The organism is Stenotrophomonas sp. Y6 (genome assembly GCF_022436665.1).
GTDB classification, from domain to species: domain Bacteria; phylum Pseudomonadota; class Gammaproteobacteria; order Xanthomonadales; family Xanthomonadaceae; genus Stenotrophomonas; species Stenotrophomonas acidaminiphila_A.
In genome coordinates this window covers 45,725-63,215 of the sequence record NZ_JAKUKB010000003.1, presented here as the reverse complement: position 1 = coordinate 63,215, position 17,491 = coordinate 45,725, and the positions used below count along the sequence as shown (strand labels likewise).

Sequence of the window (17,491 nt, the reverse complement as noted above, 5' to 3'; positions counted from 1 at the left end):
CCGTCGCGGCGGGCGCCGTTGCCGTGGACGCCAGCGGGCGGGCCGGGCAGACCTGCACAGCCGTGGGTGCCGGCGGACAGCCGTTCATTGGCTGGCCGCGGCAGTCGCGCCGGAATCCGCCAGGGCGCAGGCACCGCCACGCCCGCCGTCGCCGGCGGGCACGTTCGCCGCCCAGGCCGCTGCTACGCGCGCGCCACCGGGCGCGAGGGATCGGATGACCAGCCACTCCACGAATCGGCGAACACCCGCGCCCCGCCCAGGCCGGCGACCTCGAAGGCCAGCAGCAGGTGGCAGGCGGTGACGCCGGAGCCGCACATCATCACCGACTCGCCCGGCGCGTAGGTGCCCAGCAACGGTTCCAGTTCGGCGCGCAGCTCCGCCGCCGGGCGGAAGCGGCCATCGCGCAGGTTGAGCGCGAACGGGCGGTTGCGCGCGCCCGGCACATGCCCGGCGACCCGGTCCAGCGGCTCGACCTCGCCGCGGTAGCGTTCGCCGGCACGGGCGTCGATCAGCCAGCCCGGCGCCTGCGACAGGCGCGCGGCGATTTCGTCGGCAGCGGCAACCTGTGACAGGTCGAAGCGCCCGGGATACGGCGGCAACGCCGGCACCTCCGCCGGGTCGGTCGACAGCGGCTGCGCGGCGGCCTGCCAGGCCGCCAGCCCACCATCGAGCACCGCGACCCGGCGGTGGCCGATCAACCGCAGCAGCCACCACAGCCGCGCCGCGGCCATGCTGCCGTCGCCGGCGTCGTAGACCACCACCTGGGTATCCGGGCCGATGCCCCAGCGCCCCACGGTGGCGGCGAAGGCATCACTTTCCGGCAGCGGGTGACGGCCGTGGCCCTGCCGCGACAGGTCGGACAGGTCGCGGTTGAGATCGGCATACACCGCGCCCGGCAGGTGCCCCGCCGCATACTGCGCGGCGCCGGACTGCGGGTCGGCCAGCGAGAAGCGCGCGTCCACCAGCCGCAGCGCGGTGCTGGCGGTGGCGCGGGCGTCGAGCAGGCGCGGAGCTTGCGCGGCAAGGGCGGCGGCAAGCGAAGCGACGTCCACCAGCGTGGTCCATGGCGGGGCGATGGCATTCATGGGGTCTGCTCCAGTCGGCGACGCAGGTTGTAGAGGATGGCCGCGGTGGCGCCCCAGATGCGCTGCCCCGGCCAGGTGTACTCGAGCACGTGGCGGACGCGGCCGCGGTGGTCGATCTCGACCTGGCGCAGGTTGCCCGGGTCCATCAGGAAATCCAGCGGCACTTCGAACACTTCGGCCACTTCCGCAGGCTGCGGCACCGGCACGAACGCCGGGTCGATCACCGCCACCACCGGGGTCACCCGGAAGCTGGAGATGGTGACGAACGGATCCAGGTAGCCCAGCGCCTGCACCCGCTCATGCGGCAGCGCGATCTCCTCGCTGCTCTCGCGCAGCGCCGCCGCCACCGGGTTGCGGTCGCCCGGTTCGATGCGGCCGCCGGGAAAGCCGACCTGGCCGCCGTGGTTGCGCAGGGTCTCGGTGCGGCGGGTCAGCAGCACCTGCACGCCCTGCGGCCGCGGCACCAGCCCGGCCAGCACCGCGGCCTCGGCCGGGGGCCCCGGGGGCAGCAGGTCGGCCAGCTCGTCGTGGTTCCAGCCTTTGCCGGCAGGCGCGGCGGCCAGCGGGTTCAACGCGCGCAGCAGCCGTTCGTGCCCGGGCAGCGCCGCCGCCAGCGAACCGGCGGCGCGCGCGCGCAGCGGCAGCACGTCCTGCATCAGCTGCCGGCGCTGGTGTTCGCTCATGCCCATCCAGCCGGCGATCTCCGCGCGCGTGCGCAGGCAGCCACGGCAGTGGCCGGCCGGGTCCAGCGAGCAGATTCCGATGCAGGGACTGGAAACGGCACGGCGCGTGGCATCCATCGAGTGCGACATCCTGCAAGCCTAGCGCGAACGCGGGCACCGGGGCGTACCGCGCGACAGCCACCGCGTCGCGGCCGTCATCGCGGCGTGCCGCCGCGCGCGGATGCCCGGCGCAGGCAACGCCGGGAAGCCCAATGAAAAATGCGCCGGCGTACTGGCCGCCGGCGCATTCGTCCTGCCCACTGCGGGCAGTGGTTACTTGACGCTGACCAGCTTGACTTCGTACTGGACGGCCACGTTCGGCGGGAAGCCGGTACGCGGATCGGCACCGAAGGCCTTGTCCGGCGACAGCGAGATTTCCCACTTGGAGCCGGCCGGCATCTGCAGCAGCGCTTCGCGCATGGCCTGCATCTCCACGTCGCTCAGCTTCAGCGCCGGCACGTCGTGGGCCTGCACGTTCTCCGGGCGCTGGCCGTAGGGGAACGGACCGGCGACCTGCAGCTGCACGGTGCTGGCCTGGGTCGGCTTGGCGCCGTTGCCGGTCTCGATCACGCGGTACTGGACGCCGCTGGGCAGGGTCTGCACGCCGGCCTTGGCCTTGTTGGCGGCCATGAACTGGTCGCTGCGGGTCTTGTTTTCCGCGGCCACCTTCTCGTACTCGGCCTTGGCCGCCGCGGCACGGCCCTGCTCGCGCTTCTGGAACGCTTCGACGGCCGGCTTCAGCTGCTCGGCGGTGATCGCCGGCTGCTTCTTCGCGTACGCGTCCTGCAGGCCCTTCACCACCGAGGCGATGTCCAGCTGTTCGCCGCGGCCGGTGAGCTCGGCCAGGTTGTTGCCGTAGTCGTATCCGAAGTAGTAGCTCAGCTTGCCCTTCTCGGACGAGACGTCCTGGGCCATTGCAGTGCCGGTGAGGGCCAGGGCGGCCACGGCGACCGCGATAGAACGCAACTTCATCAAACAGTTCTCCAGGAAAGATGTCTCAGGGCAACCATGCCGCTAGAGGCGACGGGTTAGGATAGCCGCCACAACGGCGGACCGCCACTGACGACAAGGGCTTCTGACCAACGGTCGTGGCGGGAGTTCCCCAATCACTTTTTCTTAACTTTTCGTGGAGTCCGCATGTCCGACGCACCGGTTTCGATCAACACCCGCGACGGCGTCCGCACCATCACCGTGCAGCGCCCGGAGAAGCTCAACGCGCTCAACCGCCAGACCCTGGAGGCGCTGGACGCCGCGTTCGCGGACGCCGCCACGGCCGCGGACGTGCGCGTGGTGGTGCTGACCGGCGCCGGCCCCAAGGCGTTCGTGGCCGGGGCCGACATCGCCGAGATGAACGGCCTCAGCGCGGTCCAGGGGCGCGACTTCTCGCTGCTCGGGCAGCGCCTGATGCGGCGCATCGAGCGCCTGCCCAGGCCGGTGATCGCCATGGTGAACGGGTTCGCACTGGGCGGCGGGCTGGAACTGGCCATGGCCTGCCACCTGCGCATCGCCGCCGACAGCGCCCGGCTCGGCCAGCCGGAAATCAACCTCGGCCTGATCCCGGGCTTCGGCGGCACCCAGCGCCTGCTGCGCCTGGCCGGCCGCGCCGCCACCCTGGAACTGTGTTTGCTCGGCGCGCCGATCGACGCCGCCCGCGCCCAGCAGCTGGGCATCGTCAACCGCGTGGTCGCCGCCGCCGAGCTGGAAGCGGAAACCCTGAAAATCGCCACGCAGCTGGCCAAGGCCGCGCCGCTGGCGCTGCGCGGCATGCTCGACGCGGTCAATATCGGCGGCGAATGCGGCATCGAGGAAGGGCTGGAGTACGAAAGCGCGCAGTTCGGGCTGATGTTCTCCACCGAGGACATGCGCGAAGGCACCCGCGCGTTCCTGGAACGCCGCGCCCCGGAATTCCGCAACTGCTGACCCGCACCGCGATGCCCGCTGCTTCCGCATCCCCCCGCCAGCTGCTGCAGTACGTGCTGGACGACAACCTCGACGCCGCGATCGACGCCGGCCTGATGGACTACGCGCCGCAGCCCGGCGACGCGACGCTGGACCCGCAGCACCCGGACCTGCCGCAACGGCTGGCCCAGGCCCAGCAGCGGCTGCAGGGCGCCTGGGCGGCGCGTGAGCGGTACCGTGCCCGCGCCGTGCGCCTGGCGCGGCGCGCCGCCGAGCGCGAGGCCCGGCGCGCACCGCCGCCGGCGCCGGACCGCAGACCCGCCCTGCCCGCGGCCGCGGCGGCCATCCTGGCCCGCGCCCAGGCAAAGGCGAAGCAGCCATGAAGAAACCGGCGAGCCCGCGCACCGCGGCCAAGGCAGCAACCGGCACCGGTGCCGGCATGACGACGGCGGCGAAGCCCGGGCGCGCGCGCCCCGCTGCCGGCGCCGCTGCGGGCGCGCGCGCGTCACGCAGCAGGCGCATGAACGGCGCGGAAGTGCGTGAGATGTTCACCCGCCTGCGCGAACTGAATCCGCACCCGACCACCGAGCTGGAATACCGCACCCCGTTCGAGCTGCTGGTGGCGGTGACGCTGTCGGCGCAGGCCACCGATGTCGGGGTGAACAAGGCCACCCGCAAGTTGTTTCCGGTGGCCAACACCGCGCAGGCGATCCTCGCGCTGGGCGAGGAAGGACTGAAGCCCTACATCTCCACCATCGGCCTGTACAACGCCAAGGCCAAGAACGTGATCGCCGCCTGCGCGATCCTGGTGGAGAAGTACGGCAGCGAAGTACCCGCCGACCGCGCCGCGCTGGAAGCGCTGCCCGGGGTTGGCCGCAAGACCGCCAACGTGGTGCTCAATACCGCTTTCGGCGAACCGACGATGGCGGTGGACACGCATATCTTCCGCGTGTCCAACCGCACCGGGCTGGCGCCGGGCAAGGACGTGCGCGCGGTGGAGGACGGGTTGCTGAAGGTGATCCCGGCGGAGTTCCTGCAGGATGCGCATCATTGGTTGATCCTGCATGGACGCTATGTGTGCAAGGCGCGCAAACCGGACTGCCCGCAATGCGTGATCCGCGACCTGTGCCACTACAAGGACAAAACCGTCGCCTGAGGCGGCGGCAGGGCCGGCCGCGGGCGCGGCATCGACCCAATGGCGCCGATCCGTCGCTGCGGGCCGGCGCGCAGACTCCACTACGCGCAGTGCGTCATCCGCGACCTGTTCCACTGCAAGGACAAAACCGTCGCCTGATGCCGCCGCGCGTGGCCGCCGCGCGCGGCGCCCATGCAGGGGCCGACAGTCCCCTCGCGGGCCGCCCGCCCGCCGGCGCACGCGACTGCCATCTGCGCGACACCTGCCGGTAACAGCCGATCCGTCCACTACGCCGGGGTGGGCGCCGCGGCAGCCGGCGCAGGTCGCGGGACTGTCACATTTACGCAATCTTTACGCCCTAGCCTGCACACCATCCTCAACCTGCCTGCAAGGCTACCCATCCCATGAAACTGCATCGCCAACTCCTCACGGCGGCCGTCGCCGCGGCACTGTTCGCGCCGGCTGCCCATGCCGAAGTCGCCATCGACGTCATTGGCGGTTCCGAGATCACGTTTGAAGGCCTGGTACAGGCTGACGGCAACTGGTTCAGCAACGACCGCGCCGACCTCAACGGCACCACCGGGATGAACGGCAAGGACAGCGAGTTCGAGCTGCGCCGCGCCGAGCTGGTGCTGAAGGGCAAGGGCCCGGGCAACGTCGAGTGGGTGGTCGGCTACGACGCCAAGGCCGACAAGTTCCTGGACACCAACCTCAAGTACAAGCTGGGCGGCAACGCCAACCACTTCCTGCAGGCCGGCCAGTTCAAGCAGCCCAACAGCCTGGAAGAACTGTCCAGCACCAAGAACAACGACTTCATTTCCAAGGCCACCGTGACCAACACCTACGCCGTCGCCCGCCGCCTCGGCGTGGGCTACGGCATCGGCGACGCCAACTGGTCGCTCACCGCGTCGGCCTTCGGCCGCGAGCTGACCCGCAACCTGGCCCACGGCAGCGGTTACGGCGTGCGCGGCACCTTCGCCCCGATCAACGACAAGGGCAACATCCTGCACTTCGGCCTGAGCTACGCCGACTACGACACCGACGCCGACACCCTGCGCCTGCGCGCGCGCCCGAACGCCGACCTGGCCACCGTGCGCCTGGTCGACAGCGGCGACCTGAAGGACACCGACCGCATCGGCACGCTCGGCGCCGAAGCGATGTACGTGCACGGCCCGTTCAAGGCCCAGGGCGAGTACTACAGCGCCAAGGTCAAGCGTTACGACCACGGCAACTACACCACCGACGGCTACTACGTCAGCGGCGTGTGGAACGTCACCGGCGAGACCTGGGGCTACAAGGGCGGCACCCCGAGCCTGGGCCTGCCGGACGAGCCGGGCCGTGGCATGTGGCAGCTGGGCGCGCGCTTCGACCACATCGACCTGAACGACGGCGGCCTGCGCGCGCCGGCCGTGGCCGGCGGCGCCCCGCTGGTGGACGGCGTGCTGGGCGGCAAGATGGACATCTGGACCGTCGGCGCCAACTGGTACTGGCGCTCCAACTTCAAGGCCTCGCTGAACTACGTGATGGTCGACAGCAAGAAGTACTCCTCCAGCGCGCGCGGCTTCGTCGCCGACAAGCCGAACATCCTGGAAGCCCGCCTGCAGTTCTTCTGGTAAGCGGCTCCCGCTCCACGCTGTACCACGGACGCCCCGCAAGGGGCGTTCGTCGTTTCAGCCTGCGCCGCTCGCGCGTGCCGCGCTGCGGCCCGTGCAGGCCACCGGCCGGGCGTGCGGGTTGCCCGTTGCCGCGGCGTGGCCGTTGCCGGCCGGCGCACTCCCCACCCTCGCCCTTGCGCATCGCGCACTGTGCACGGCGCTCGCAACGGTCCCCGACACGCCACCCGCGGGAGCCCCCCTCCGCTCCTGCCTTACGCGAGGCCACGTGGCAGCCCGTCGCCGGCGGCGTTGCGGCGTCTTCCAGCTCCCCCACGCTACCGGCGTCGCGCCCGGCGACGGCGCCCGCCACCTGCAGGCCACGGGCTCGCCGCCCTCCGCTGGCCGCCGCCGCAACACCGGTCCGGCTCCGCGGCGCCTGTCATGTCCGCGTCACATGACAGACGCGGCGTTGTCATCGAATGGTTATGGAATAGGCGCCGGGCGGAACTGACCGCACATTCACCTGCCAGGAGCCATTCGTGATCCACGCCATCAAATCGCGCGCCGTCGTCGCCATCCTCGCCGCGTCGTCCGTGTTCGCCGCCAATGCCGCCGACGTCACCGGCGCCGGCGCTTCCTTCATCTACCCGGTCATGTCCAAGTGGTCGGCCGACTACAGCGCCGCCACCGGCAAGAAGGTGAACTACCAGTCCATCGGCTCGGGCGGCGGCATTGCCCAGATCAAGGCCAATACGGTGGATTTCGGCTCGTCCGATGCCCCGCTCAAGCCCGAGGAACTGGCCGCCGCGGGCCTGGTGCAGTTCCCGTCGGTGATCGGCGGCGTGGTCCCGGTGATCAACGTGGCCGGCGTGGAAGCCGGTGCGATGAAGCTGGACGGGCCGACGCTTGCCAACATCTTCCTGGGCAAGATCACCAAGTGGAACGATCCGGCCATCGTCGCCCTCAACGCCGGCCTGACCCTGCCGGACGCCAAGATCACCGTCGTGCACCGCTCCGACGGCTCGGGCACCAGCTTCAACTACACCAACTACCTGTCCAAGGTCAGCGCCGACTGGAAGAAGCAGGTCGGCGAAGGCACCACTGTGCAGTGGCCGGTGGGCATCGGCGGCAAGGGCAATGAAGGCGTGGCCGCCTACGTCAAGCAGATCCGCGGCGCGATCGGTTACGTCGAGTTCTCCTATGCGCTGCAGAACCGCCTGACCTTCTCGCGCCTGAAGAACGCCGCCGGCAACTTCGTGCAGCCGCGCGACGAGACCTTCTCGGCCGCCGCCGCCAGCGCCGACTGGGCCAACGCCAAGGACTTCTACCTGGTGATGACCAACGCCCCGGGCGAGCAGTCCTGGCCGATCACCGCCACCAACTTCATCCTGATGCGCAAGCAGCCCAAGACCGTGGAAGGCGCCAAGGCCACCGTCGAGTACTTCCGCTGGATCTATGCCAACGGCAGCGCCCAGGCCCGCCAGCTGGACTACGTGCCGCTGCCGGCCCCGCTGGTCCGCCAGATCGAGACCTACTGGCAGCAGAACATGCGTTACTGAGTAAAGAGCCGGCGGGCCCTCTCCCTCGTCGCCTCGGGCGCGGATCAAGTGATCCGCGCTTTTTTTTGCGTGGGCGGCGGCGGACAGGAAGCAGGGGAACCGGGGCGCGATGCCGCGCGCGGGGACCGCCCCGGCAGGCGCCCGCTTTCCCGGCGCGACACCGCCGCCGGGCGCGCGCCCCCATGGCCGCCGCCCCGTTTTCCAGCCCATGTAATCAGGCTGTAACAAAAACATCATTTCATAGCCGCATCCGCCGGCAGCGCCGGCCTTTCTGCCGCCATGGAGCTCCCGCATGAAACTGCACACGACCGGCCTTGCCGCCCTTTCCCTGGCCATCGCGCTGGGCCTGTCGGGCTGCGGCGGCAAGAGCGACTCCGCCCCCGGCGCGGCGTCCGCCCCCGCAACGCCCGCCGCCGCCGGCGACAAGGTCGCTGCCGAGATTTCCGGCGCCGGCGCCTCGTTCATCTTCCCGCTGGTCTCCAAGTGGTCGGCCGACTACAACGCCGCCACCGGTGCGCGGATCAACTACCAGTCCATCGGCTCGGGCGGCGGCATCGCCCAGATCAAGGCCGGGACCGTGGATTTCGGCTCGTCCGACAAGCCGCTGTCCTCCGAGGAACTGGCCCAGGCCGGCCTCGGCCAGTTCCCGTCGGCGATCGGCGGTGTGGTGCCGGTGGTCAACCTGGAAGGCCTGCAGCCGGGCCAGCTGCGCCTGAGCGGCACGCTGCTGGCCGACATCTTCCTGGGCAAGATCAAGACCTGGAACGACAAGGCCATCGCCGCCGCCAACCCGGGCGTGGCGCTGCCGGACACCAAGATCACCCTGGTGCACCGCTCCGACGGCTCGGGTACCACCTTCAACTTCTCCAACTACCTGTCCAAGGTCAGCGGCGAATGGAAGGACAAGGTCGGCGAAGGCACCTCGGTGCAGTGGCCCGACGGCGTCGGCGGCAAGGGCAACGAGGGCGTGGCCTCCTACGTGCAGCAGATCAAGGGCTCGCTGGGCTACGTTGAACTGGCCTACGCGCTGCAGAACAACATGCCATACGCGTCGATGCAAAACGCCGCCGGCAACTGGGTGCAGCCGACCGCCGAGAGCTTCGCCGCCGCGGCCGCCAGCGCCGACTGGGCCAACGCCAGGGACTTCAACTTGGTCATCACCAACGCCCCGGGCGAGCAGGCGTGGCCGATCACCGCCACCAACTTCATGCTGATGCGCAAGCAGCCCAAGGATGCCAAGCGCAACCAGGACACGCTGGCCTTCTTCAAGTGGGCATTCGAGAACGGCCAGCAGCAGGCCAACGAACTGCACTACGTGCCGCTGCCGGCCGAACTGGTGACCCAGATCGAGGGCTACTGGGCCAGCGAGTTCAAGTGACCGGGACCTAGCGAGCCACCGCCGCGCCCAGCGGGCGCGGCGCTCCGCACCGCCTCCGCCGTCCTTCCCCACAGGCCTTGCCGCTGCCATGAACGCCACTGCCGCCTCCCTCGCACCGCCCACCTCGCGCGACCTGCGCGACGCCCGCAACGACCGCCTGTTCCGCGGGTTCCTGATCGTCACCGTGGTGCTGGTGCTCACCGCCCTGGCCTGCGCCGCGCTGTCCATGCTGTGGGGCGGCCGCCACGCCCTGCAGGAGCAGGGACTGAGCTTCTTCTACACCGCCGACTGGAACCCGGTCGAAAACCGCTTCGGCGCGTTGGCGCCGATCTACGGCACCATCGTCACCGCGCTGATCGCCATGCTGATCGCGGTGCCGGTGAGCTTCGGCATCGCCTTCTTCCTGACCGAAGTCGCGCCGCGCTGGCTGCGTGGCCCGGTCGGCACCGCCATCGAACTGCTGGCCGGCATCCCGTCGATCATCTACGGCATGTGGGGCCTGTTCGTGCTGGTGCCGGTGATGACCGAATACGTCACCCCGTTCCTCAACGACCACCTCGGTGGACTGCCGCTGATCGGCCCGCTGTTCCAGGGCCCGCCACTGGGCATCGGCATGCTCACCGCCGGCTTCGTGCTGGCGATCATGGTGGTCCCGTTCATCTCCTCGGTGATGCGCGAGGTGTTCCTGACCGTGCCGACCCGGCTGAAGGAATCGGCCTACGCGCTGGGTTCGACCAAGTGGGAAGTGAGCTGGGACATCGTGTTGCCCTACACCCGCTCGGCGGTGATCGGCGGCATCTTCCTCGGCCTCGGCCGCGCCCTCGGCGAGACCATGGCGGTGGCGTTCGTGATCGGCAACAGCGTGCGCCTGACGCCGTCGCTGCTGGAGCCGGGCACCACCATCGCCGCGCTGATCGCCAACGACTTCGGCGAGGCCACCGAAACCTACCGGTCGGCACTGCTGCTGCTGGGCTTCGTGCTGTTCATCGTCACCTTCGTGGTGCTCGCCATCGCCCGCCTGATGCTGATGCGCCTGGCCCGCAAGGAGGGCAACTGATGTCCACCGCCGATTCGCTGTACCTGCGCCGCCGCCTGGTCAATGGCGCGGCACTGCTGATGGCCTGCGCCACCGCCGCGTTCGGCCTGCTGTTCCTGGGCTGGATCCTGTGGACCCTGCTGGCCAAGGGCCTGCCGGGCATCAACCTGGACCTGTTCACCAAGATGACGCCGCCGCCGATGCAGGAAGGCGGCCTGCTCAACGCGTTCTTCGGCAGCGCGGTGATGTGCGCGCTGGCCATTGCCATCGGCACCCCGCTGGGCGTGGCCGCGGGCACCTGGCTGGCCGAGTACGGCAATGCGCGCAAGGCCGGCACGGTGGTGCGCTTCGTCAACGACATCCTGCTGTCGGCGCCGTCGATCGTGCTGGGCCTGTTCGTCTACACCCTGTACGTGATGCAGACCGGCGGCAACTTCTCCGCCTTCGCCGGCGCGCTGTCGCTGGCCTTCATCGTGCTGCCGGTGGTGATCCGCACCACCGACGAAATGCTGCGGCTGGTGCCGGTGCAGATGCGCGAGGCGGCGCTGGCGCTGGGCGTGCCGCAGTGGAAGGTGATCGTGCAGGTGCTGTACCGCAGCGCCATGGCCGGCATCGTCACCGGCATCCTGCTGGCGCTGGCCCGCATTTCCGGCGAGACCGCGCCGCTGCTGTTCACCGCCTTCGGCAACCAGTACTGGAACAGCAACGTGTTCCAGCCGATGGCCTCGGTGCCGGTGGTGATGAACCAGTTCGCCGGCAGCCCCTATGAATCCTGGCAGGTGCTGGCCTGGGCCGGCGCCCTGGTGCTGACCGTGTTCGTGCTGCTGGTCAGCCTGTCCGCGCGTGGCCTGCTGCTGCGCAACCGCATTTCGAACGATTGATCCGAACGACCGACCTACTTCCATGGACCTGCCCATGAACGACCTCAGCAATGCCGTGCCGATGCAGCGCATCGCCGTGCCCTCCGCGCACCAGGACCTGCAGACGCCGGCACCGGTCAAGCTCGCCGCGCGCGGCCTGGACTTCTATTACGGCCAGTTCCATGCGCTGAAGAACATCAACCTGGAAATCCCGGAAAAGCGCGTCACCGCGCTGATCGGCCCGTCCGGCTGCGGCAAGTCCACCCTGCTGCGCATCTTCAACCGCATCTATGCGCTGTACCCCAAGCTCGAAGCCCGCGGCGAGGTGCTGCTGGACGGCGAGAACATCCTCTCGCCGAAGTACCCGATGAACCGCCTGCGCTCCAAGGTGGGCATGGTGTTCCAGAAGCCGGTGCCGTTCCCGATGACCATTTTCGAGAACGTGGCCTACGGCATCCGCCACCACGAGAAGCTGTCCAAGGCCGAGATGGCCGACCGCGTCGAGCACGCGCTGCGCCAGGGCGCGCTGTGGGACGAGGTCAAGGACAAGCTGGGCCAGAGCGCGCTAGGCCTGTCCGGCGGCCAGCAGCAGCGCCTGTGCATCGCCCGCGCGGTGGCGCTCAAGCCGGACGTGCTGCTGCTGGACGAGCCGACCTCGGCGCTGGACCCGATCTCCACCAGCCGCATCGAACAGCTGGTCGAAGAGCTGAAGAACGACTACACCATCGCCATCGTCACCCACAACATGCAGCAGGCCGCGCGCGTGTCCGACTACACCGCCTTCATGTACCTGGGCGACCTGATCGAACACGACCGCACCGACGTGATCTTCTCCAACCCGTCCAGGCAGCAGACCGAGGACTACATCACCGGCAGGTTCGGCTGAAGCGGCGCGCCTGGCCGATGCCGCCACGGCATCGGCCGCACCCGCACGGCCGCACCGCGCGCTGCGCCGGCCACGCGCCCGGGCGCTGCCGCCGCCACGGCCGCAGCGAATCACGGGCCGGTGCGGCAGCGGCGATCCGCCTCGAACAAGCCCCCTTCCGCACTCCCGCTTCCGTCATCGCCCAGAGACGCCCATGAACACCCATCCCAACGACCACATCGTGAAAAGCTACGACGAAGAACAGCACCGCCTGGTGGCCGAGATCGTGCGCATGGGCGAGATGTCCGTCGCCCAGCTCGAAGCCGCGCTGGACGTGATCGAGCGCCGCGACGAAAGCGCCGCGCGCCGGATCATCGCCAACGACGAGGCCATTGACGCGCTGGAGCAGCAGATCAGCCACGACGTCATGCGCCTGGCCCTGCGCGGCCCGATGGCGCGCGACCTGCGCGAGATCCTCGCCGGGCTGCGCATCCCGGCCGACATCGAACGCATCGGCGACTATGCCGCCAACGTCGCCAAGCGCTCCATCGCGCTGGCCGCGGTGCCGCCGCTGCCGCAGATCCAGGGGCTGCGCGCCCTCGGCCGGCTCGCCGCGCAGCAGGTACGGCGCGCGCTCGATGCCTATCGCAACGGCGATGCCGACGCCGCGCAGGCGCTGCGCCAGGACGATGCCCGGCTGGACGCGCAGTACACCGCGCTGTTCCGCGAGCTGCTCACCTACATGATGGAAGACCCGCGCAACATCACCCCGTGCACGCACCTGCTGTTCATGGCCAAGAACCTGGAGCGGATCGGCGACCACGCCACCAACATCGCCGAGAACGTCTGGTTCCTCGTGCATGGCGACGCACCGCTGCCGCCGCGCGAGAAGCGCGACGAAACCAGCACGGTCGACCACACCTGAAAACGAAGACGCCGGGCAGCGCCCGGCGTCATTCCAGGTACCGACAGCGCCTTACCCCAGCCGCTGCCGCACCGCCTCGAACAGCGCCACGCCGGTGGCCACCGACACGTTGAGGCTTTCCACGTCGCCCGGCATCGGGATCCGCACCAGGCCGTCGCAGGTCTCGCGGGTCAGCCGGCGCAGGCCGTCGGACTCACCGCCCATCACCAGCGCCACGTTGCCGCGCAGGTCCAGCTGGTGGATGGTCTGCTCCGCCTCGCCGGCCAGCCCATACAGCCACACGCCCTGCTTCTGCAGGTCCTTCAGGCAGCGCACCAGGTTGGTCACCGCCACCACCGGAATGCGGTCGGCCGCGCCGGCGCTGGTCTTGCGCACGGTGGCATTGACCGGCGCGCTCTTGTCCTTGGGGATCACCACCGCGGTGACGCCGGCGGCGGCGGCGCTGCGCAGGCAGGCGCCGAGGTTGTGCGGGTCCTGCACCTCGTCCAGCACCAGCAGCAGCGCCTTGCCCCCGGCGGCCTCGACCAGCCCTTCCAGCTCGTTCTCGCCCCACAGTTTGGCCGCGGCATAGCGCGCGACCACGCCCTGGTGGCGCACCTGCCCGGCCACGCCGCCCAGCGCCTGCGCGGCCACGCGGCGCACGTCGATGCCCTTGCGCCGCGCGTTCTCCTCGATCTCCACCAGCCGCGGGTTCTTGCTGCCGGCCTCGATCAGCACCTCGCGGACATTGTCCGGGTCCTTCTCGATCGACGAAGCCACGGCGTTGACGCCGACGATCCACTGGTTCTGCTTGCTCATTGCGACCGCGCGAGGGGGAGTTGGGCGCGTAATGGTAGTGCATCGGCCCGGCCGGCACCGCGGCGGCTGAACGGATGCCCGCTGGCCACCCTGGATCAACGATGGTCAATGCGCCCCTGCGACGCACCCAACAGGGCCGCTTCCATCATTGGAACGCCTGGCGCGACCCTGCCGGCAGACACCGCCGCCCGGCGCCGTCGACACCACAGGAGCACGCGCATGACCGGCAACCGGAAACCCATGACCAGGGCCTGGACCTTGCTGCTACTGGCCGGCGCACTGTCCGCCGCCGCGGCCGTCGCCGCCCAGGAGCACGAACACGCGCGCGGCGGCCACCCGCCGGTGGCCGGCCGCGAACACGCGCCGGAGCCCTTCCACGGCCCCCGCGGCTACCGCCCGGTCACCCCGCCCCCGGGCTGGGACCGCCGCCCGGCGCGGATCGACCGGGATCACTTCAACCACAATTTCCGCGCCCACCGCCGTTACGGCATCGGCCCCTACCTGCCGCCACCCGGCTGGGTGGAACGCACCTGGTACGTCGGCGAGCTGCTGCCGGAGGCGTTCTTCGCGCCCGAATACCGGCTTGGCGACTACTGGCTGTTCAACCTGGAAACACCGCCGGTCGGCTGCGAATGGGTGCGCTACGGCCATGACGCGCTGCTGGTGGACCTGGCCACCGGGCGCGTGGAACAGGCCGTCCACGGCCTGTTCTTCTGAGCGTCACGCCGCCCCGCGAGCGCAACGGAAACGGCCGGTGCGGGGCACCGGCCGTTGCGTGCCTCAGTACTTCTGCTTGGCGCGCTTGGCCGGCTTGCCGCGCGGCGGCAGCGGTGGCAGGCCCTGGTCCGCCGCGCTGGCGTCGCCATCGAGCCGCTCGACCAGGCGGAAGTCGATCTTGCGGTCTTCCATGCTGGCCTTGAGCACCAGGATGCGTACCCGGTCGCCAAGCCGGAACTGGACGCCACGGCGGTCGCCGGTGAGCGTCTTGCGCAGCGGGTCGAACTGGTAGTAATCGTGCGGCAGCTGGGTGACGTGCACCAGCCCGTTGACCTTGGAGTCGTCCAGTTCCACGAACAGGCCGAAGCTGGTCACGCCGCTGATCACGCCGTCGAACTGGCCGCCGACGTGCTTTTCCATCCATGCCGCGCGGAAGCGCTCGTCCACCTCGCGCTCGGCCTCGTCGGCCCGGCGCTCGCGTTCGGAACACTGCAGCGCCAGCGCCGCCATCTCGCGCGGGGTGTAGGTGTACTTGTCGCGCGGGCCGCCGGTGAGCGCGTACTTGATGGCCCGGTGCACCAGCAGGTCCGGATAGCGGCGGATCGGCGAGGTGAAGTGCGCGTAGGCCTCCAGCGCCAGGCCGAAGTGGCCGTTGTTGTCCGGCGAGTACACCGCCAGCGACTGGCTGCGCAGCAGCACCGATTCCAGCAGCGCCGCGTCCGGGCGCTCGCGCACCTTCTTCAGCAACCGGGTGTAGTCGCCCGGCTGCACCTTGCTCCACGCCGGCAGGCTCAGCTTGAACTCCTTGAGGAACTCCAGCAGGTCGGCGAACTTGGATTCCGGCGGCCGCTCGTGCACCCGGAACGGCGCCGGGATGTGGGTGGCCAGCAGGTAGCGCGCGGCCTCGACGTTGGCCGCGATCATGCATTCCTCGATCAGCTTGTGCGCGTCGTTGCGTACCAGCATCCCGGCCTGGGTGACCTCGCCGCGGTTGTCCAGGACGAAGCGCACTTCCGAGGATTCGAACTCGATGGCGCCACGGCGTTCGCGGGCCTTGGCCAGGATGCGGTACAGCTGGTGCAGGCTCTGGATCTGCGGCAGCAGCGGGCCGATGAAGGCCTTGGCGTCGGCGTCGTCCTCGCCCACCGCGTTCCACACCTGGGTGTAGGTCAGGCGCGCGTGCGAGTTCATCACCGCCTCGTAGAAACGCGACTGCACCACCTCGCCCTTGCGGTCCACCTGCATGTCGCAGACGAAGCACATGCGGTCTTCCTTCGGCCGCAGCGAGCAGATGCCGTTGGACAGCGTCTCCGGCAGCATCGGCACCACGTAACCGGGGAAGTACACCGAGGTGGCACGCTTGAGCGCCTCCTCGTCCAGCGGGGTGCCGGGGCGCACGTAGTGCGAGACGTCGGCGATGGCCACCACCAGCCGGAAGCCGTCGCGGTTCGGCTCGCAGAACACCGCGTCGTCGAAGTCCTTGGCATCCTCGCCGTCGATGGTCACCAGCGGCAGCGCGCGCAGGTCCACGCGGGTGCCGATCATCGCCGGGTCCACGGTCATCGGGATCGCCGTCGCCTCGTCCAGCACTTCCGGCGGGAACTCATGCGGCAGGTCGTGGCCGTGGATGGCGGTTTCCACCACCAGCGACGGGGTCAGCTTGTCGCCGAGCACCGCGATGATCTTGCCGATCGGCGGGCGCCGCGTATCCGGGGCCTGGGTCAGCTCGCACACCACCAGCTGGCCGTCCTTGGCCCCGCCGGTGGCGTCGGCCGGGATCTGGATGCTGCGCTGGATGCGCTTGTCGTCGGGCACCACGTAGTTGATGCCCAGCTCCACGCTGAAGTTGCCGATCAGGCGGTTGACGCCACGCTCGAGCACGCGCGCGATGCTGCCTTCGCGGCGGCCGCGGCGGTCGATGCCGGTGACATTGGCCAGCGCGCGGTCGCCATGCATGACCTTGCGCATTTCGTACGGCGGCAGGAACAGGTCGTCGCCGCCCTCGTCCGGGCGCAGGAAACCGAAGCCTTCGGGGTTGGCGATGACCACGCCGGGAATCAGGTTGGTGACCAGCACCGGGGCGAAGCCGCCGCGGCGGTTCTGCACCAGTTGCCCGTCGCGCACCATCGCGCCCAGGCGCTTGGCCAGCGCGTCGGCCCGATCCGGCTCGGTCAGGCCGAGCCGGGCGCCGATCTCCTCGGCGTTCTGCGGCCCGTCGCAGCGGTCCAGCAGCTGCAGGATCGCCTCGCGGCTGGCAATGGGCTGGGCGTAGCGTTCGGCTTCGCGCGCGGCATAGGGGTCGTCGAGGACCGCGGCCGGTGCCGGCCGCGAGCGACCACGCACGAAACTCTTCGGTGGCGCGGTGTCGCGGGATTTGCCGCGGCCGCCCTTGGCGGGCGTGGCCAGGCTCTCCGGCATCCACGGCGGCAGCTTGGCCGACTTGCGCGGCTTGCCCGGCGTTGCGCCGGGGGCGGACTTGGGGGCCTTGCCGGCCCCGGTGGTCTTTTTGTTTTTCATCAACCCCCATGGTACCCGGTGCGACGTGCATGAAGTGCGTACGACAGGCGCCGCCGCCACGCCGGAACCCGTTGACAAACCCGGCAGCGATCACCAGAATTGCCGGCTCGCATCGCCCAGGTGGCGGAATTGGTAGACGCACTAGTTTCAGGTACTAGCGGGTAAAACCGTGGAGGTTCGAGTCCTCTCCTGGGCACCACGATGCGAAACGACGAAACCCGCGCAGGCGGGTTTTTTTGTGCCCGCCATCCGCGCCGCCCTTCCCGCCGGGCCATCGACGGTGCTGCCGGAAACCGCCACCGCGGGTTCTCCCGTGGCATGCGCGGCGCGCGTGCCCGTGACCGCGCACGCTGGCATGCGTCGCGCACCGGCACCCTTCCCGCCGCAGGCGGGCGCCTGC

16 protein-coding genes and 1 tRNA gene are annotated in these 17,491 nt (G+C 69.9%); 12 read left to right on the top strand and 5 right to left on the bottom strand.

All coding sequences use genetic code 11. The annotated features are described in order from the left end of the window. Positions 1-182 precede the first annotated feature (182 nt). The 3 genes from MKP15_RS03685 to MKP15_RS03675 form a co-directional block, all read right to left on the bottom strand. Positions 183-1,085, bottom strand: a complete 903-nt coding sequence (locus tag MKP15_RS03685; RefSeq protein WP_240211808.1) for a sulfurtransferase — start codon at positions 1,083-1,085, stop codon at positions 183-185. Next, the gene (locus tag MKP15_RS03680; RefSeq protein WP_240211807.1) at positions 1,082-1,897 is read right to left on the bottom strand and encodes a CoA pyrophosphatase; all 816 of its coding nucleotides are present in this window, start codon (positions 1,895-1,897) and stop codon (positions 1,082-1,084) included. The genes MKP15_RS03685 and MKP15_RS03680 overlap by 4 nt, the downstream gene beginning before the upstream one ends. A 183-nt stretch (positions 1,898-2,080) precedes the next feature. Continuing rightward, the gene (locus MKP15_RS03675; RefSeq protein ID WP_104939166.1) at positions 2,081-2,779 is read right to left on the bottom strand and encodes an FKBP-type peptidyl-prolyl cis-trans isomerase N-terminal domain-containing protein; all 699 of its coding nucleotides are present in this window, start codon (positions 2,777-2,779) and stop codon (positions 2,081-2,083) included. A gap of 165 nt (positions 2,780-2,944) precedes the next feature. Between MKP15_RS03675 and MKP15_RS03670 the strand changes: the two genes are divergently transcribed. The 10 genes from MKP15_RS03670 to phoU all read left to right on the top strand — a co-directional run bounded on the left by MKP15_RS03670 (position 2,945) and on the right by phoU (position 13,059). Beyond that, positions 2,945-3,727, top strand: a complete 783-nt coding sequence (locus MKP15_RS03670; RefSeq protein WP_104939167.1) for an enoyl-CoA hydratase-related protein — start codon at positions 2,945-2,947, stop codon at positions 3,725-3,727. A gap of 11 nt (positions 3,728-3,738) precedes the next feature. After that, a complete protein-coding gene (locus MKP15_RS03665; protein ID WP_240211806.1) occupies positions 3,739-4,089 on the top strand; it encodes a hypothetical protein in 351 nt (116 codons plus the stop codon). A 137-nt stretch (positions 4,090-4,226) separates the two neighbouring features. Beyond that, entirely contained in the window at positions 4,227-4,862 is a 636-nt protein-coding gene (gene nth / locus MKP15_RS03660) for an endonuclease III (protein WP_240211805.1), read from the top strand. Positions 4,863-5,245: 383 nt separating this feature from the next. Further along, positions 5,246-6,457, top strand: a complete 1,212-nt coding sequence (locus MKP15_RS03655) for an OprO/OprP family phosphate-selective porin (RefSeq protein WP_240211804.1) — start codon at positions 5,246-5,248, stop codon at positions 6,455-6,457. A 518-nt stretch (positions 6,458-6,975) separates the two neighbouring features. Further along, positions 6,976-7,995, top strand: coding sequence for a phosphate ABC transporter substrate-binding protein PstS (gene pstS, locus MKP15_RS03650; RefSeq protein WP_104939171.1), 1,020 nt, complete (start codon positions 6,976-6,978; stop codon positions 7,993-7,995). A gap of 292 nt (positions 7,996-8,287) precedes the next feature. After that, on the top strand, positions 8,288-9,373 hold the full coding sequence (pstS, locus tag MKP15_RS03645) for a phosphate ABC transporter substrate-binding protein PstS (protein ID WP_104939172.1): 1,086 nt from the start codon (positions 8,288-8,290) through the stop codon (positions 9,371-9,373). A gap of 88 nt (positions 9,374-9,461) precedes the next feature. Beyond that, positions 9,462-10,430 (top strand): phosphate ABC transporter permease subunit PstC, encoded by a 969-nt coding sequence (gene pstC / locus MKP15_RS03640; RefSeq protein ID WP_240211803.1) that lies wholly within the window; start codon positions 9,462-9,464, stop codon positions 10,428-10,430. Then, positions 10,430-11,290 carry a phosphate ABC transporter permease PstA gene (gene pstA, locus MKP15_RS03635; protein WP_240211802.1) on the top strand — a complete coding sequence of 287 codons (861 nt, stop codon included), beginning with the start codon at positions 10,430-10,432 and terminating at the stop codon, positions 11,288-11,290. The genes pstC and pstA overlap by 1 nt, the downstream gene beginning before the upstream one ends. A gap of 34 nt (positions 11,291-11,324) precedes the next feature. Further along, positions 11,325-12,155, top strand: coding sequence for a phosphate ABC transporter ATP-binding protein PstB (gene pstB / locus MKP15_RS03630; RefSeq protein WP_161614639.1), 831 nt, complete (start codon positions 11,325-11,327; stop codon positions 12,153-12,155). Positions 12,156-12,348: 193 nt separating this feature from the next. Then, entirely contained in the window at positions 12,349-13,059 is a 711-nt protein-coding gene (phoU, locus tag MKP15_RS03625) for a phosphate signaling complex protein PhoU (protein WP_104939175.1), read from the top strand. A 51-nt stretch (positions 13,060-13,110) separates the two neighbouring features. Here phoU and rlmB read toward each other — a convergent pair whose 3' ends face one another. Continuing rightward, on the bottom strand, positions 13,111-13,857 hold the full coding sequence (rlmB, locus tag MKP15_RS03620) for a 23S rRNA (guanosine(2251)-2'-O)-methyltransferase RlmB (protein ID WP_161614640.1): 747 nt from the start codon (positions 13,855-13,857) through the stop codon (positions 13,111-13,113). A gap of 240 nt (positions 13,858-14,097) precedes the next feature. On the opposite strand from rlmB, the gene MKP15_RS03615 reads away from it, so the two are divergent. Then, complete coding sequence (locus tag MKP15_RS03615; RefSeq protein ID WP_240211801.1) at positions 14,098-14,574, top strand: RcnB family protein; 477 nt, start codon at positions 14,098-14,100, stop codon at positions 14,572-14,574. A 63-nt stretch (positions 14,575-14,637) separates the two neighbouring features. Here MKP15_RS03615 and rnr read toward each other — a convergent pair whose 3' ends face one another. Next, positions 14,638-17,091, bottom strand: coding sequence for a ribonuclease R (rnr, locus tag MKP15_RS03610; protein WP_240211800.1), 2,454 nt, complete (start codon positions 17,089-17,091; stop codon positions 14,638-14,640). Between the two features lie 114 nt (positions 17,092-17,205). Here rnr and MKP15_RS03605 point away from each other — a divergent pair. After that, positions 17,206-17,290 (top strand) — tRNA-Leu (locus MKP15_RS03605). The last annotated feature ends 201 nt before the right edge of the window (positions 17,291-17,491 follow it).

Coding starts and splice junctions, on each gene's coding strand:
- MKP15_RS03665 (WP_240211806.1), top strand. CDS start 3,739: ATGCCCGCTGCTTCCGCATCCCCCCGCCAGCTGCTGCAGTACGTGCTG.
- rlmB (WP_161614640.1), bottom strand. CDS start 13,857: ATGAGCAAGCAGAACCAGTGGATCGTCGGCGTCAACGCCGTGGCTTCG.
- MKP15_RS03655 (WP_240211804.1), top strand. CDS start 5,246: ATGAAACTGCATCGCCAACTCCTCACGGCGGCCGTCGCCGCGGCACTG.
- nth (WP_240211805.1), top strand. CDS start 4,227: ATGAACGGCGCGGAAGTGCGTGAGATGTTCACCCGCCTGCGCGAACTG.
- MKP15_RS03670 (WP_104939167.1), top strand. CDS start 2,945: ATGTCCGACGCACCGGTTTCGATCAACACCCGCGACGGCGTCCGCACC.
- MKP15_RS03685 (WP_240211808.1), bottom strand. CDS start 1,085: ATGAATGCCATCGCCCCGCCATGGACCACGCTGGTGGACGTCGCTTCG.
- pstB (WP_161614639.1), top strand. CDS start 11,325: ATGAACGACCTCAGCAATGCCGTGCCGATGCAGCGCATCGCCGTGCCC.
- MKP15_RS03675 (WP_104939166.1), bottom strand. CDS start 2,779: ATGAAGTTGCGTTCTATCGCGGTCGCCGTGGCCGCCCTGGCCCTCACC.
- pstS (WP_104939172.1), top strand. CDS start 8,288: ATGAAACTGCACACGACCGGCCTTGCCGCCCTTTCCCTGGCCATCGCG.
- pstC (WP_240211803.1), top strand. CDS start 9,462: ATGAACGCCACTGCCGCCTCCCTCGCACCGCCCACCTCGCGCGACCTG.
- pstA (WP_240211802.1), top strand. CDS start 10,430: ATGTCCACCGCCGATTCGCTGTACCTGCGCCGCCGCCTGGTCAATGGC.
- MKP15_RS03615 (WP_240211801.1), top strand. CDS start 14,098: ATGACCAGGGCCTGGACCTTGCTGCTACTGGCCGGCGCACTGTCCGCC.
- phoU (WP_104939175.1), top strand. CDS start 12,349: ATGAACACCCATCCCAACGACCACATCGTGAAAAGCTACGACGAAGAA.
- MKP15_RS03680 (WP_240211807.1), bottom strand. CDS start 1,897: ATGTCGCACTCGATGGATGCCACGCGCCGTGCCGTTTCCAGTCCCTGC.
- rnr (WP_240211800.1), bottom strand. CDS start 17,091: ATGAAAAACAAAAAGACCACCGGGGCCGGCAAGGCCCCCAAGTCCGCC.